12 protein-coding genes and 1 pseudogene are annotated in these 15838 nt (G+C 68.8%); 4 read left to right on the forward strand and 9 right to left on the reverse strand.

The window, feature by feature from the left end; translation table 11 throughout:
• Window positions 1-115 precede the first annotated feature (115 nt).
• Both D7V80_RS24935 and D7V80_RS24940 read left to right on the forward strand, forming a co-directional pair.
• On the forward strand, window positions 116-1864 hold the full coding sequence (locus D7V80_RS24935; protein ID WP_120590549.1) for a hypothetical protein: 1749 nt from the start codon (window positions 116-118) through the stop codon (window positions 1862-1864).
• Between the two features lie 13 nt (window positions 1865-1877).
• Window positions 1878-3734, forward strand: coding sequence for a hypothetical protein (locus D7V80_RS24940; protein WP_120590550.1), 1857 nt, complete (start codon window positions 1878-1880; stop codon window positions 3732-3734).
• Window positions 3735-3882: 148 nt separating this feature from the next.
• On the opposite strand, the gene D7V80_RS24945 is transcribed toward D7V80_RS24940, so the two are convergent.
• From D7V80_RS24945 to D7V80_RS24970, 6 genes and pseudogenes are all read right to left on the reverse strand, one after another.
• On the reverse strand, window positions 3883-5925 hold the full coding sequence (locus D7V80_RS24945) for an endo-1,3-alpha-glucanase family glycosylhydrolase (protein ID WP_120590551.1): 2043 nt from the start codon (window positions 5923-5925) through the stop codon (window positions 3883-3885).
• A gap of 122 nt (window positions 5926-6047) precedes the next feature.
• Complete coding sequence (locus tag D7V80_RS24950) at window positions 6048-7010, reverse strand: hypothetical protein (protein ID WP_120590552.1); 963 nt, start codon at window positions 7008-7010, stop codon at window positions 6048-6050.
• Between the two features lie 57 nt (window positions 7011-7067).
• Complete coding sequence (mtgA, locus tag D7V80_RS24955) at window positions 7068-7952, reverse strand: monofunctional biosynthetic peptidoglycan transglycosylase (protein ID WP_120590553.1); 885 nt, start codon at window positions 7950-7952, stop codon at window positions 7068-7070.
• 230 nt (window positions 7953-8182) lie between these two features.
• On the reverse strand, window positions 8183-8800 hold the full coding sequence (locus D7V80_RS24960; protein ID WP_120590554.1) for a hypothetical protein: 618 nt from the start codon (window positions 8798-8800) through the stop codon (window positions 8183-8185).
• A 284-nt stretch (window positions 8801-9084) separates the two neighbouring features.
• Entirely contained in the window at window positions 9085-10023 is a 939-nt protein-coding gene (locus D7V80_RS24965; protein ID WP_120590557.1) for a hypothetical protein, read from the reverse strand.
• 136 nt (window positions 10024-10159) lie between these two features.
• A pseudogene (locus tag D7V80_RS24970) lies at window positions 10160-10411 on the reverse strand (LysR substrate-binding domain-containing protein); the annotation flags it as partial.
• Between the two features lie 693 nt (window positions 10412-11104).
• Here D7V80_RS24970 and D7V80_RS24975 point away from each other — a divergent pair.
• Window positions 11105-12256, forward strand: a complete 1152-nt coding sequence (locus tag D7V80_RS24975; RefSeq protein ID WP_120590555.1) for a LamG domain-containing protein — start codon at window positions 11105-11107, stop codon at window positions 12254-12256.
• Between the two features lie 55 nt (window positions 12257-12311).
• Here the strand turns inward: D7V80_RS24975 and D7V80_RS24980 are convergent, their stop codons facing one another.
• Window positions 12312-13283: an alpha/beta hydrolase gene (locus D7V80_RS24980; protein WP_120590558.1), complete on the reverse strand. Its 972-nt coding sequence runs from the start codon at window positions 13281-13283 to the stop codon at window positions 12312-12314.
• Window positions 13284-13320: 37 nt separating this feature from the next.
• Window positions 13321-13920: a TetR/AcrR family transcriptional regulator gene (locus D7V80_RS24985; protein ID WP_014396439.1), complete on the reverse strand. Its 600-nt coding sequence runs from the start codon at window positions 13918-13920 to the stop codon at window positions 13321-13323.
• A 73-nt stretch (window positions 13921-13993) separates the two neighbouring features.
• On the opposite strand from D7V80_RS24985, the gene D7V80_RS24990 reads away from it, so the two are divergent.
• Window positions 13994-14740 (forward strand): hypothetical protein, encoded by a 747-nt coding sequence (locus tag D7V80_RS24990; protein WP_120590556.1) that lies wholly within the window; start codon window positions 13994-13996, stop codon window positions 14738-14740.
• Window positions 14741-14906: 166 nt separating this feature from the next.
• Here the strand turns inward: D7V80_RS24990 and D7V80_RS24995 are convergent.
• Window positions 14907-15838: nitrilase-related carbon-nitrogen hydrolase (locus D7V80_RS24995; RefSeq protein ID WP_304988222.1), on the reverse strand; the 932-nt coding region annotated here is incomplete at its 5' end.

A 15838-nucleotide genomic window follows, 5' to 3' on the forward strand; every position in this document is an offset into this window, starting at 1 on the left:
GCGCGTGCGTTCTGTCGGGACGCTCGGCGGCGCGGCTGCGCCGGGGAGCCGGTTTGCGCTCGTGCCACCTGCTTCATTAGGGTCCACGCCCTTTCGCCACCCAGGGTCCTCCCGCATGGCCTCGCGCTCCGTCCGCGCCATCTGTCTTCTCCTGCTCGCGCTCATGGCCTCCAGCTGTTCCAGCGGCCCCTGCGAGGATTCGAAGTGCCATGTCCCCACGCCCGCTCCCTGCGGCAACGACCGGGACTGCGGCTGGCATGGCTTCCCCGCGGAACCGCTGGCCGTGCCCACCCTGCCCCGCACGGGTGAAATCATCACGTTGGACGGCGTCGCCCAGTACCGCGCCTTCGCCCTCAAGACGGTGAGCGGGCGCATCTACACCTTCACCTGCACCGCCGAGGGGTTCGAGGCCTGTCAGGTGACGCTGGAGGAGTCCCCGTCCTTCTCGCGGTTCGTCGAACAGGAGGGGCGCACCACGCGCGTGCACTTCCGCGCCCCTTACGATTGGGGCGTCCAGGTCTTCGTGACCGCGCTGCCCGAGGGCAGCACCGGCACCTTCCAATACTCCTTCTCCGAGCGTGAGGACGACCACGGTCTGGACGTGGCCGAGGCCACGCGCCTCACGCCCGGCGCGCCCCCGGTCCAGGGCCTGCTCCAGGCGGGCCCGGACAAGGACACGTTCGTCTTCGACGCAACCCAGGGCCGCATCCACGAAGTGCGCTGCGCGGGCGCGTTTCCCCCGGGCACCCCGTCCACCCGCCTGACCGGTCCGGACGGGCGGGAGCTGGATGGCAACCACACGGAGTCCGCCAGCGGGCTGGTCCCGGGGCGCCGCTTCGTGGCCCGGGCCACGGGCCGCCACGCCTTCTCCCTCAGTAGCGCCAACCCCACCGCCACGCCCTATGCCTGCTCCGTGGAGGACCTGGGCCTGGACGACCACGGCGGTTCGACGGACACCGCGACCGCGCTGCCCGAAGGCGACAGCGTCCCGCTGGAGGGCACGCTCGAGCTGAACTCCGACCTGGACCTGTTCTCCTTCCTCGCCCGCGCGGGTCACACGTACGCGCTGCGCTGTGACACGCCCACCTTCGCCCCCTGCCGCGACGCCCGCATCTACGCGCCGTGGGACGAAATCCGGGAACAGCCAACCCCGGTGGGCGTCGCCCGCGACGCGTGGCTCCAGGTGCCCGTGGCGGCCCGAGGTCAGCGCGGGGCCTACGCCCTCACGCTCCTGGACCTTGGCGCGGACCAGGGCACGGGGGCCCAGGACGCGGTGCCCCTCTCCGGCGACGTGTCGCTCACCGGCTACCTTTCCCATCCGGGTGACGAGGACTTCTTCCGCCTCGACGCGGTGGCGGGCCACGTCTACCGCCTGGAGGCGGAAGGCGCCGCCTCCGTGGAGGCCCTCCTCCTGGCGACCCCGGACGCGAGCCTCACGCGCAACGACATCACGAAGGTGCACCACTTCCTCGTGGACGCCGACGCCGCCGTGCTGCTGCGTGTCTCCGGCCCCCGGGCGCAATACCGCCTGGACGTGCGGGACGTGGGACGGGACGACCACGCCGGCACGCCCTCGGACGCAACGGATCCGGGCGGCGCGCTGAGCGTCACGGGCGTGTTGAACGCCTCCACCGACGTGGACTGGTTCGCGCTGACGCTGGAGGCACGCCCCCACGCACTGAGCCGCACCTCGGTCGATACGAAGTTCGTCCTGTTCGAGGCCGACGGCGTGACGCCCGTCCCCTGGGACACGGCCTCCGGCACGTGGGTGCCCCGCGCGGCGGGACGCCACCTGCTGCGGGCCGACATGTTCGGGCGATTCCAGGGCCCGGATGCCTACCGCATCGAACTCCTTCCCCGCTGAAGCCTCCACGACCATGCGCGCCTTCCTTCCCGCCTTCCGCGCCCTCCTGGCCACCGCGCTCCTGTCCGGCTGCGGCACCGAAGAAGAACCGCTCCCCTCCGGGCCCACCCCGGAAGAGGTATGCGCCGGCGTGCACTGCACCGCGGGCTACTGCGCCAGCGAGGCAGGCGCGGCGGTGTGCCGCTGCGGCCCCATGGATCAGGAGCTGGGCTCCACCTGTGAGGTGGACGAGGTGGATGACCTGGACCAGGCCTACACGCCGGTCCTCCAGGAGCGCGCCCTGCCCGTGGTCGCGTTGTCCGGCCGGCTCCACCGCCAGGACGTGGATCTCTTCACCTTCGCCGCGACGCAGGGGCACACGTACCGCTTCACCTGCACCCCGGAGGGCTTCCAGTGGTGCGACCTGGCCATCCACCCCTATGACAATGGACAGGTGACGTACGAGGGCCGCGACACCGTGCTCACCGTCACGGTGGAGACAAAGGCCGTCCTCCACAGAGCTTCTGTCGCCGCGTGGCCCCGGGGACGCTCCTCGGAGCGAGGCACGTATACGGTGTCACTGGTGGACGTGGGGGACGCGGAGGGCCATCCGGACTTCCAGTCGGTCCCCGTCGCCACGGACGGCACGCCGTTCACCGGCCACGTCGACTTCCCGGGGGACGAGGACGCCTTCGCCTTCACCGCGCTCGCGGGGCACGTGTACCGGCTGCGCTGCACGGACCCCGAGCTGGTGCTGGCCCTCAAGGCGTCGTCCACGCCCCCGGTGTCGTGGAGCGACCTCGCGTGGGAGCAGGAGGGGGCCATGACGGTGGTGAAGCCGGGGGCCGGAGCGCACCTGCTGCGGGTGGGCGCCAGGGCGGACCGGCCCCTCTCGGGCTACCAGTGCGAGTTCCAGGACCTGGGCCCGGACGACCACGCGGACGAGCTGGAGGGGGCCACGGCGCTGCCGGCGTTCGAGTCGGCGCTGACGCTGACGGGCGTGCTGGAGACGCGGTCCGACGTGGACTGGTTCAGCTTCCCGGCGAAGGCGGGCCACGCGTATGACTTCGTCTGCGACAGCGCCACGCAGTCTGTCTGCGCCGCCAGCATCCTCCAGCTTCCCAACGACTATCCGGGAACACCGGCGGCCCGTCCGGCGGTGCTGCGCCAGGACGGCCTGCTGCGGGTGCGGGTGTCCGCCTCCCTCCTGGCCTCACGGGGGCCCTATTCGCTCCAGGTGGTGGACCTGGGGGCGGACCAGGGCTCGGACGTGGAGGACGCGGTGCCCGCGAGCGTCGGCGTGCCCATCCCGGGACTCTTCGCGCCCTTGTGGGATTGGGACACCTTCCGCGTGGACCTGGAGGCCGGGCATGTGTACCGCCTGAGCCTCGACAACGGCACGAAGAACACCACGCGCTTCGGGGCCTACCGGCCCTCGGAGCCGAACCGGGACCTGCTGAGGAACGGCTCCGCACAGCCGGCGTTCTTCAAGACGGACCGCGCGGAGCCCATCGTCTTCTCGGTGAGCGACAGCCTGATGTATGGCCCCTACGTGTTCACCATCGAGGACGTGGGACAGGACGACCACGCGGACACGCTCGAGGACGCCACGGTGCTGCCCGCGTCCCGGCTCCACGCGGAGGGCCGGTTGGACACGGCGGATGACCTGGACTGGCTCGCCCTCGACCTGGAGGCGCGCGCCTACGAGGTGCGCACCTCCCCGGTGGGTCTCACCTACGATCTGGTGGAGGCGAATGGTGTGACGCGCGTCCCGAGGATGGACGGAGCCGTGTGGCCGCGCGCTCCAGGGCGGTACTACCTGCGCCTGGGCAACCCCCTCGGGCTCTCCACGCCCGGGATGACCTACCGCTGGGAACCGCACCCGCGCTGACGCCAGGGCCGTGGGGGTTGGGGTTCTTCCATCGGATTCGCTAGAAGCGCCTTCTCTTCGTCCTGCACCGGGCGGTCATCTCCTCCTGGAAGGACGCGCAGTTCCTGCGCGCCCTTCCCCAACCTGTCGGGCGCTGACAGGGTGGTCTTCAGCGCTTCAGCCACATCGGCTCGCCAGGGCACAGCCGGCAGCGGGCCTCACCGTTGGCACAGGAGGTCGCGCAGGACGGGAGCGCCGCGCGGGCTGAGCTTCCGGCGCGGTACAGCAGGTCCTGGTACGCGATGGAGCCCACGACGGGGTGCATGCTCTGGAGTTGCACCACGGTGGCCCCCGAGCGCTTCAGCCGGAAGGTCGGCGTCCCCACCGCCAACGCCGTCCGGATGGCCTGCACGCCGCCCGCTGTCTTGTCCTCGCCGTAGGTCGTCGTGCCCTGCGTGATTTCGAGCCGGCCCGCCGACGTGAGGAATCCCACCAACTCCACGTCATTCGTCGCCGGGCACCCTGCCTTGCACGTCGCGAGGTTCGCTGACGTCTGGGTCGTTGGCACCAGGGACTGATGGTGGATGCGGTGGTTGTAATACAGCACGTCGCGCTCGATGGTCGGCCGCGTGCCCGTCTTGAACCACTGGATGTAGTACGCGGTCATGTCGTACGCGGGCCACTGCTTCCCCGTCGACGGCCGGATGTTGTGGTGCTCGTGCTGGTCGTTCCAGGTGACGATCTGGACTTCGTCCAGGCCGTCCGCAATCACATTCTCCCAGATGGAGCGGAGCGTCAGGGAGTTGCGCGCCTCCCAGAAGGCCTTGTCCTTGGGCCGGTAGTCCTGGCTGCTCATCGGGTGGATCCATGGCTTCCCGTACCCGGCCGCCTTCGTCTTCAGGTTTCCGGAGTACCCCGCCGTCGTCACCGGGACGGCCGTCCCCCACCCCGCGTAGGCATCCCCCACGTTCTTGTACTCCTCGAAGAGCGCCGTGCTTCCGGTGCCAAGGAAGACGGGCACCAGGTACAGGCTCATGCCCAGCTCCGTCGCCGCGCGCTGCTTCACGGTGGCGTAGAACGCCGCCGTCCGGCCCTGCGCGGCGGGGTTGAACAGGCCAACGACATACTTCCCATCCGGCCGCCGCAGGAGCGCCGCGTAGCCCTTCAGCTGGTCCAGCATGCGAATCATCCGGTCCTGGTCCCCCGCCTGGCTCCCCGTGTTCAGGATCGTCATGTCGAAGTTGGGGATGATGTCGAAGTTGCCGGCCTGCGAGGCCGCGTCGGCAATCGTCTTCGCCCGCGTCCACACCGCGCCGTTGTTCACGTCGCTGTCGGTCCACAGGTTCAGATAGAAGCCGTCGATGCCAATCCTCGCCGCGAGCTCGATTTCGTCCTTCGCGTCGCGAAGCCGCCAGTCCGTCTCCGTGCGTGACAGTCTCGGGAGCGGCCGCTCCCGCATCATGCCGCCGTAGGCCGCGTGGGCTCCGCCCTCGCCGTTCACCGCGATGTAGTTGCGCTCGTAGTAGTCGTTGGACGTCGGGTGGGTGTTGTCCATCGACACGGGGTAGTAGTGCCAGTGCGCATACACCCGCTTCGCCGAGCTCCGGAGCGTGGTGCGCGGCACCGCGGTGAACGGCCACTCACACGGGCCACAATCCGGCCCGCAGTCGACTCCCGTCTCGGTGCCGTTGCGCACCCGGTCCGAGCAGGTCGCGGCGGCCGTCACGCTCAGCGGAACGCTGTACCGATTGTCGCTCTCGTTGGTCTCCGCCGGCAGGCGGTTGATGTCATCCACATGCGCGAGGAGCGTGTGGGCCCCCGCTGTCGCCGGCGCGGTCCACACCTTCGTCCCCGCGGGGCCGGAGTTGGCGGTGAGCGTGACGCTGGCCCCCGGCGCGATGGAGTTCGTGTGCGTGTCCGACCACGACACCTGCGTGCCATCCACCCAGAAGGAGAGGCCGTGGACGATGCCCGCGGGCGTCGCGACGTTCCCCGCGTTCTGGATGGTCGCGCTGAAGGTGACGGCGCCAAGCGGCGCCACCGTGGTCGGGCTCACGCCCGTGACGACGAGGTTGTATCCATCCACGAGCGCATCCTGCCGCGAGGCCAGGGGCTCCTCGACCGGATCCCCGCCACAGCCCATCCACGCGGCCAACAGACCCACGGACAGGACCTTCCATACGCTCTTCAAGTTGTGAATCGCCGGTTGCATCCAGAGGCTCCGTTCAGAATCCCGCCTCTTTTCATCGCGCCATCACGAGTTGGATGGCGCGTTCCACCGGCGGGCCGGATCCATTGTCGCGGCGAAGCTGAAAGGGTTGCTTCGCAAACCGCTCACGGCGCCGCGGGCGGGAGGCTTGAGCGGGCCCCCTGGGACTGACCCGGGGTACCGCGCAGGTCCGCGCGCACCACGGCGTCGCCGAAGCGCTCCACGTTGGTCAGCCAGGCCGCCGCGTTCTTCACGTAGCGCGCGGTGCCCGCCGTGTCCCACTTGTTGTAGAGGCGCGTGAAGCCACCGTCGAAGATGGCCCGCTTGCCGCCGTTGTCATGGAAGGCCGCCACCAGGTTGCCCGCCGAACCATGGAGCAGCGGCGTGAGCCGCGGGCTCGGCTGGAGGGTGGCGATGGTGATGCCCTCGTAGAGGTACTCCAGGCCGGTGGTGAGCAGGTGCCGGCGCAGCAGCCCCGGGCCCTCCCCGTCCTTGCGCAGGCCGACCGTCTGGTCGCCGATGACGTTGCCCTGCATGGTCGTGCCCAGCAGGGCCTGGCCCACCACGTTGGCGTCCGCGTAGTAGGGCTCGTTGTCGCCCCAGATGTAGACGCCGTGTCCCGCGTCGAAGTACTCCTTGATGACCTTCACGTGCTCGGGCGTCAGGCGTGGCGACGAGTCGGAGATGATCCACAACTGACACGCCTTCTGGAGCCCCTTGCGCAGCTCCTTGGGGCTTGGCGCTTGATTGACCCAGCGGTACACGGAGAAGCCCTTCTCCTTCAGCGCGGCCTTGGGCAGCGAGAAGTCGAAGTCCTGCGTGTAGAACTGGAGCACCGCCACCGTCTGGCCTTCGAAGGCGCCGTCCACCGCGAGGTCGTTCTGACTGCCTTTCGCGTTGCCAAAGCCGTCGCGAGCCGCGGGGCGCATCTCTTCGCGCGCCTCCTGGGTGCCGTCCTTGCGTGTCACCACTTTGCGAACGCTCTCCATGGGAGCGTTTTCACCCGCCGCCTTGTTGTACTGCGCGAGGGCGGGAGTGGCGGTCAGGACGAAGGCAATGCCGCAGAACAGCGGGCGGAGGGCACGCACGAGAACCTCGACGGAAAGGACGTGGCACCTTTCACGCACGGCCCCGCGAAAAGTTCTTCAGCTGGCCTCGGCTACCAAATCGGGCGCGGACGGCTCACCGAAGAAGCGCGAGAGCTCGGCCTGGGCCTCGCGGGCTTGTGCCCCGCTGATGCGCCGCTCGCGCTCCAGCCTCCCGATGATGACGCCAGCACGGGTGCGCAGGGTCTCGGGCCGCTGCGCCGGCAGCCAGCGACGGGGGGCGGGCAGCATGGCCGCGAGCATCGCGCCCTGCGCCACGCTGAGCGAACGGGCCGAGAGGCCGAAGTGCTCGCGCGCCGCCGCCTCGATGCCGTAGACGCCCTCCCCCCACTCCACGACGTTCAGGTACAGCGCGAGGATGCGCTGCTTGGACAGGCGGTCCTCCAACTGGCGGGCGATCAGCAGCTCCTTCCCCTTGCGCAGCAGGCTGCGGTCCGTGGAGAGGTAGAGGTTCTTCGCCAGTTGCTGCGTGAGGGTGGAGGCACCGCGCCCCAGGCGCGCCTCGCGCACCGACTGCTGGAAGGCGTTCTCCACCTCGGTCCAGTCCACGCCCTCGTGCTTGTAGAAGCGCGCGTCCTCGGAGATCAGCACCGCGTCCACGGCGTGCGGGGCCACCGCGCCGAGCGACACCCAGGCCTGGCGCGCCCGAGGCTTCCTGCCCGCTTCGAGCGCCTCCTCGGCGCGCTGGGCCATGAGCGCGGTGGTGCGCGGGTTCTGCGTCCGCAGGGAGCTCACGTCGGGCATCCGCGCGAACTCCACCCCGAGCCAGAGGGCGAGCAGCAGCCACCCACCGAGCACCCAGCGGCCCCAGCCGGAGCCGGAGCCGGAGCGCTTCCCCACGGCGCGCCGGGCGCCAGAGGAGGGCTGCTTCGTCTTCTGCATCCGGATGGTGGAGGCGCGCGCGGAGGACGGACGGGATGTCATGGCTACACCTACATCTGCCCCACCCCGCTCCCGCTGTCCAGAAGACGGCCAGGACGGCCCCCGGGGGCGCGCCCTTTCCGAGCGGACGCGGCTTTGACCCGGCTCAATTCGTCCGCTGGGGCGCTCCGCGCGGTCGGGTCCGGGGCCGGCGCCGTTTCCGGTCCCCACCCGGTAGTCATTCCTGATTCACGCTTTACCTGTCTCCCCAACCCCCGGCGCCGGAGGCTCCCTCACTTCGTGCAGATGGCGAAGGTGACCGCTCTGTCGGAGAAATGCGCCGTCTGGGGGCTCCATGCGCCGTGGAAGGTGTCTCCCTCGTCGCCCGACGTCTTGTACATGCGATAGCAGCCCGCCTCCTTCCGCGCATACGAAGTGCGCGTGCTCGCGAACACCTCCAGCGTGATGCGGTCACCGCCATCCACCGCGACCACCCCGGCGGCGTGGTAGGGAGAGGTCCCCTCCCTGTCCCACTTCAAGTTGACGATGACATAGGCCTGGCCCGCGAGCGGCATCGCATTGTCATTGCTGCCCTTGCCACTGCCCAGGGAATTGGCGACGAGAATGTTTTCCAGCGTGCTGTTCCCGAAGTCGCAGCCCAGCTCCACGCTCCTGCTGCGCGTCGCTCCGTTCTTCGGGTCGAACTGCGACTGATACATGATTTCTTCGGCGGTATGCAGGCAGTCCTTGATGAACGTCGTGGAGACGCAGGGGACGTAGATCTTGCCATTGAACAAGGTGTCGCCCAATCCCTGCTTCCGGTGCACGACGCTGTTCAACGGGGCGGATGTCGCGAAAATCACCTGCCCATCCCAGTCATCCGGGATGAAGTAATTGTCGCTCTCCGACATCCATCCCTCTACCCCTTTACCCTTCGATGGGAATGTCACCCTCTTCATGTGGCGTGTCCTCGTGAAGTGGCCGCGGGAGCTGTCCGCCTGCGCCGGCAGCAAGGTCCGCTGACTATAGACAGAACCATCCACGCGCGGCATTTGCTGGCTGGGATGTCACGGACCACCCAACCCCATACAACACGTGCGCAGGCCTGGTCTGTCTACCTCACGGGCCCTGTCACGGAGGACAGATGCCGGGGTCGCTCACCCTCTCGGAGGGATGACCTCGCGGGCGCGAAGGTTCAGCCCTTGCCCCCGTCCTTGAGGTTCAGCAGGCCGACGGCGGCGGCGAGGCGATCGTGGTCCTTGAGGAACTCCGCGTCCTTCTGGAGTTGTTTGTACTGGCTCGTGGTGACCTTGGGCAGGTCGCCGTCGATGTGCTGCTGGAAGATGGGCTCCTTGGGGCGGTCCTTGTCGTAGAAGGTCTGCACCACGGACTCGGCGCGGTGGGTGCCAGGACGGACGTTGAAGTGCGTGTCCACGAGCATGTTCGGGTTGCCAGCAATGGCCTTGTCCGCGGGGATCATGGCCGTGTTGGCGCCGTGGGAGGCCGAGGCCAGGTTCTGCGCCGACTGCGTCTTCTTGCCGCCTTCGCCATGGCCCATGCCGTGGAGGATTTCGTAGGAAGTGCCCTTGTCGGCGGTGCCAAGCCCCTGCTGGTACTTCGTGGAGCTGGGCTCGCCCCCGGTCATGGTCCGGAAGACGTTGGTGTGCTCGCTCTTGTCGCGATCCGGCACGGAGGTGAGGACCTGCTGGGGCCCGAGCCCGCGGCGCTCCACGGGGCCTTCGTAGAAGAGGCCCTTCTTGTCCTTCGCCTGACTGCCGACGTGGGCCAGCAGGTTGAGTCCGTCCTCCGGTGTGTCCTGTGTGGTGCGCAGGGACGACATGTCGCCGGTGCGGGCGGAGTGGGTGTCCTGCAGGCCCACCTCCTTCTGCTGCTTGTAGAGCTCGGCGGACGTGGGTGGCTTTTCGCCCGTGGCCGCGGCCCGCCTGGGCCGCTTCGACGTGCCCGCGTCGAACGTATCCGCATCATCCCGGGGGCGCTTCGTCGAGGAGGAAGCAGAGGCCTGCGTCTGGGGCGGAAGCGACGGGCTGCGCGTCGGCGTCACACTGCCCCCGGAGCGGCTGGGACTGGGACTCCGGCTGGGGCTGGAGAGAGAGGGAGAGCGCAGTCTGGGCATGAGGGACTCCATCAACAGGCGGGGGAAGCGTCATGCGGACTGTGGCTGTCGTTACCCACGCGATGCAAGCCTATTGCTGCCCCTGTGTTGGACAATGACAAACATCCCTTCGCAATGGTTTCCATGCGCCACGGACCTACAGGGCCCGCACGAAGTCCACGAAGGCCTTGAGCACGGGCGGCAGGTGCCTGCGGCTGGGGTAGTAGAGGAAGAAACCAGGGCAGGACGGGCACCAGTCCTCCAGCGCGCGGACCAGCCGCTTCTGTTTGAGTAATGACTCCACCTGCGACTCGAAGGCATAGGCCAGCCCCAGGCCCGCGAGCGCGGCTTCGAGGATCTCCACCTGGTCACTAAGCGCCAGGGAGCCTCGCGTCTCTACCTCCAGTTCCTTGCCGTTGCGCCCAGGCGGCGCTCGACGCGGGAGGCCGTGTCATCGCCACCGCGAAGACATGAGGCCCCTTGGACAGGTTGGCGAAGGCCACTGGCGAAGCGCAGGGGGCGAAGGCCGCTCCATCCAGGCTGCACTCGAACCGAGCGCCTTCCGAACCCGTGAAGGTGAAACGGGAAGCAGATGGACCGCTGGGACTGGTCGGCGCGGAGGTGAGCGTGGTGTCAGGTGCCGTCGTACCGACAACCAAGGCCCCCAGGGCCCGTGCTTCACCTCCCGAGCCTGAAACACCCAGGAACAGGAGCCCGGTCAGCGCTCCCATGAAGGACGTACTCCGCCACATCCGCTTCAGCGGTCTCTGGCGCAAGCGAATCCCCCAATGGCAAACCCACGCGACATGAGTCCAACGGCGATGGGGCGAATCCCTGAGGGCGTGTCTGGCCAATGATGACCGGCGAACGGAGGCCCCTCCCCGCGGCAGCCTGCCCCTTCTGCGCCAAGGGGGCACTCTCGCTGACAGCGGCTTGCGCGAGTTCGGCCGGCAGGTCCCTCTCCTGCTCATTGTCGGGTTGACCGTGCCTCTGCCTGGGTGCGCCAGCAGGAGTGCCCAACACGTGGGGCTGGCGACGCGAAGCGGGCTTCCTAGGTTTGATCCAGGAGCGCGCTGGCCATTGCTGACCACGTGTAGATGACATGGCACTTGAACGCTACGCCGCTGCTGTCCTGGCGGATGGACCGATTGGCTACTGGCGCCTGGGCGAGGCCCCTGGAGCAGTGACGGCAGTCGATGCTTCGGGGCACGGCAACCATGGAGAATACTCCGCCGGTGGAATCACTCTTGGGTTGAGTGGCTTCAAGGGTGGGGACACGGCGGCGCTGTTCGATGGCCTGCTGGGACGAATCGTTGTTCCCAACAGCAAGGCTCTCAATCCCCGCCAGCTCACCATGGAGGCCAAGATCAATTGGTCCGGCCCCAATCCCGGGCCCATCCGGTACACCCAGCGCATCTTCGAGAAATCGAGCTACGAGCAGCGCGCGGAATACGCGCTGAACATTGATGGAGGGGACGGACATGTGGTCGTCGATCTCCGGGTGAGAACGGCGCTCAATGGGCTCGACGTCAACGTGTCCGCCAGGAGCCGCAGCGAGGTCCCGCAGGGCGTGGAAACCCACATCGTGGCGACCTTCGATGGGCAGGAGATCCGGATCTATTTCAACGGCATGCTGGAGAGTCAGACGGACCTGGGAGCAAATGCAGGCGACCTCCTGCTCAAGTACCCTTCCCCACCGCCTCCTTCGCTGGATGGCTACCTCGGGATTGGCAACCAGGCCTATCCCTCCCGCCCCCGGCCGTTTCATGGGCTGATCGACGAGGTTGCGCCCTATGGCACCGCGCTTTCCTCCGAGCGGGTTCTGGCCCACTACCAGGCGCAGTTCCCGGAGCGGGTGACGTTCCAGTACGCGGTGAAGTTTGTTTGCGGAGAGTCCCCGGGAGCAGCCGTGGCGCCTGGGATCTACTTCACCGCGATCAACGTGCACAATCCGACCTACAAAGAGATCGGCTTTCGCGTGAAGGTTGCCGTTGGGATGCCTGGCTTGAAACCCGGCCCTGTCTCCGAGTTCGTTCGTGCCAACCTGGGCCCGGACGAAGCGCTGGAGATTGATTGCTCGGACATCCTCAAGATTTCCGGGGTTGATGCCCGCTTCCTCAAGGGGTTTGTTGTGATTGAAACCGCGGGCATCGAACTTGACGTGGTGGCTGTGTATTCGGCGGCTGGCCGGGACGGCCCCATCTCGACGATGCACACCGAGCGTGTCCCACCACGACGTCGGGAAGAGGCCTGAGTGGATTTCGAGCTGACGGTGCGGGCACCGGAGGTGAAGCGCTCCCAAAGCGGCCTCAGGGAGCCTGACCCTTGTCACCCATGCCGGCGGCGTTGCCCGCGCTTCGCCGCCGCATCCCTCGCACAGACGCCACCGACGCCAGCAGCTCCGGCCCGGGCCAGGCGTTGCTCGGCCGTCCTTCCGCCAGGAAGTCCACCGCGGGCGACAGCACTTGCGGCGCATAGAGGATGCGGAAGTGCCCCAGTCCTTCCGTGCGCGTGAGCTTCGCGCCCGGCCACGCGCGCGCCACCGCTTCGCCTGCTTCCAGCGGCACCTCGCGGTCCCCCACGTCGTGGAAGATGCGCAGCGGCACGTCCAACCCTGGCGCGAAGGCAGGCAGCGCCAGGTCCGCCAGCCGCATGTCGAAGCGCGCCTCGATTCGCGCCGCCATCCGCCGCCACATGGCCTCCGACAGGCCCACCGTATCCGCGAAGGCCCGGATGCCCGCCAGCGGATCCGCGGGCGGCGAGATGAAGACCGCGCGCTCCACCTTCAGCCCGTCCCGCAGCGCCACCGCCGTGGCCGCCGCGCCGAATGAGTGCGCCACCACCGCGTAGGGCCCGCCTGTCGCCTGCCCCACCGCCGCCACCATTCCCGCCAGCTCCGGCAGCGAACTGGTGCGCCCGGAGGACGCCCCGTGCCCCGGCGCGTCGTACGTCACCACCGAGAAGCCCGCTTCCACCAGCGGCTGCACGAAGGCCGTCAGCTGCCCGCCGTAGCCGCTCCACCCGTGCACCAGCAGCACCCGGGGGCCCTCGCCCCAGCTCCACACCGCCACCTTCTCACCCTCCACCCTCAACACCCGGGGCTGGCCCCGAGCCAGCACCGCCTCCGCCGTGCGCGAGCGCCGCGGCCGCTGGGGCGTCAGGAACAGCCGCTCCGACCACGCCGCCGCCAGCCCGGGCGCCACCGCCCCCAGACCCCGCGCCGCCGCCCGCACACCCCACAGCGCCATCTTCGTCCGAACGTTCGTGCTATTTTCAGCCATGATGAGGTCCTCCTCGAAGGACACGGCAACGACAAGGTCAGGAAGTGGGGGTGCGCGCGGCGGTGACGAGCGCGTCGAAGGCCCGGCGGGCTCGCGCCTCGGCCTGGGGGTCCCGCATCAAGCGCTTCGCGTGGTGGAAGCCCAGCATCACCGCGTACTGATCATGGGCGAACTGCTCCACGTCCAGCGCCTCACGGAAGTGCCCTTCCGCCACGGCGATGCGCGCGGCCTGGGCCAGGCAGTCCAGCCAGTCCCGCTGCCCCTGCACCAGCGTGTCCCTCGCGGGCCCGGGCGCGTCGTCCAGCTCCGCCGCCGCCGCCACGAAGATGCAGCCGCCTTCGAGCAGCTTGTCCCGGTCCCACGTGAGCCAGCCGTCGAAGAGCGCCCGCACCCGGGGCTCGCCGCGGGCCCTGCCCAGCGCCGGGCGGATGACGCGCTCGGTGAAGACGACCGTGGCCGCCTCCAGTACCTGCACCTGCAGCTCCGTCTTGGACTTGAAGTGCGCGAACAGGCCGCTCTTGGAGAGGCCCAGTTCCTCCGCCAGCCCCCCGATGCTCAGCCCCTGAAGCCCCACCCGGCTCGCCAGCCGGACGGCCGTCTCCAGGATGGTCTGATGGGTGAGCTCGCCCTTGCGCATGGGCCCTTCATAAAACGGTCGTGCTTTTTTCGCAACCGCCCTGGCAACGAACATTGCCCTCTAGGATTCGCCCATGCTCCTCTCCAAGAACGACTTCCTTCCGCGCGCGGAGGCCACGCTCGCCCGACTGGACGGGGCCCTCCGGGATGCGCTCTCCCATCAGGGCACGCCTCGGGTCACGACCCTGGAGAGGGCGTTCCCCAAGGACGCGCCCCTTCAGCCCGCCGCGCTCGCGAAGGCGCTGTGTCCCGGGCCCGTGTCGCATGTCGGCTTGGCCGCCGTGGTGATGCGCGAGTTCCTGGAGCCCGTGGACGCCGTACTGGAGGCGTCGCTGTCCAAGGCGACGGTCGTGACGGGCAACGCGAAGGCCCCCGGCTCGCTGCTCGTCACCTGTCCCCTCCTCGTGCTGGGCGACCTGGAGGTTGATGGCTTCCTGGACGACTGCGGGCCGGATTCGACCATCGTGGTCCTGGGCCGCTGTGTCGCACGGGGACTGCGGACGTCGGGGAACTTCCTGGTCCTGGGCGACCTGGTGGTCCGGGACGTCATCCAGGGCGTCTACAACGATGAGAGTCTCATCGTGGCGGGCAACCTGGAGACGCGATTCCTGGATGAGAATGATCACGAGGTCGCGTGCTACGGAGAGCTCCGCACGGAGCATCGCTTCGAGAACGGGCGCTCCGGCGAGGAGGCCGCATTGTGGGCCTCCGCCTTCCTGGTGCCCGGCCTCTGGAACATCGAGCTCGGCGAAATCGACCACGGCGAACTCTTCGAACGCGTCCGGCGGAACGAACCGGTCTTCACCGAAGCACGCGGCTGAGCGACCAGCCCAACCGCGTCTCCGATTCGCGCGTGGCGGTGTGAGGCCAAATGCTTGCTTCGTCAGCGCTCACCAGCTCCCGTCATAGCCAACGCCAGTCCGGAGGGTCAGGTAGGTCTCATCGCAGCGGTGGTCGATGTTGCCATTCGCATCGTAGTCGCACTCTTCAGGGAGAGCTCAACCGCGTTGAGCTGAAATTCGGCCGCCGAGCGATGAGTCCGCGGATGGAGGCCTGGAGCACCCATCCCAATGCGAGCAGCCCGGAGAGCAGTCCCACTGAGTCCCCAATGCGTGCGTAGAGCGTGGGCACCCGGCCCACCGGCAGCTCCGCGCGCAGCACGCGCTCCTCCGCCGTGAAGTGGTCCAGTTCGCCATACACGCGCCCGTAGCCGTCCACCGCCACGGACAGCCCCTGGTTCACCTGCCGCACCATGCTGAAGCCCTGCTCCACCGCGCGGAACACCGCCTGACGCGTGTGCAGCGGGCTGATGCCCTTCCAGTCACTGGACGGCAGCAGGAGCAGTTCGAGCCCGCGCTCCGCGGTGCTGGCGAACACCGAGGGGAAATCTCCGTCGAAGCAGATGGCGCCGCCCAGGACTCCCACGCCGGGGGCCTGGCTCACCGCCGGCTCCGCGCTGCCCGGGATGGAGTGCTCCGCCTCCCAGCCAGGAACCGGCCGGGCCTTGACGTAGCGCCAGGCCACCGCGCCATCCGGCCCCACCAGGATGAGCTCGTTGCGCAGCATCCGCTCCGCCTCGGGCGTCATGCTCGCCACCGACATGCCCAGCCACACGCCCCGCTCGCGTGCCAGCGCGCTCCCTCGCGCGATGAGCGCCTCCAGCTCCGTGGCCAGGACCACCGCGTTGCCCTCGGACCAGAGGAGGAGCTTCGCCCCCTTCGCGGCCTCCTGCTCCGACAGACGCAGCAGCTCCTCGTTCACCGCGCGCGAGGCCTCGGCGAAGGCGCGCCAGTCTTCAGCGGCGAAGGCCTCGCCCTTCATCAGCCGGGACAGCCCCGCCTCGCGACCCGTGGCCACATCCCCCGCCACGGTGATGCCCGCCACCCGGACGGGCTCACCCCTGTCCCTTATACACATCT

Source organism: Corallococcus sp. CA054B, assembly GCF_003611625.1.
In the GTDB taxonomy this organism is placed as follows: domain Bacteria; phylum Myxococcota; class Myxococcia; order Myxococcales; family Myxococcaceae; genus Corallococcus; species Corallococcus coralloides.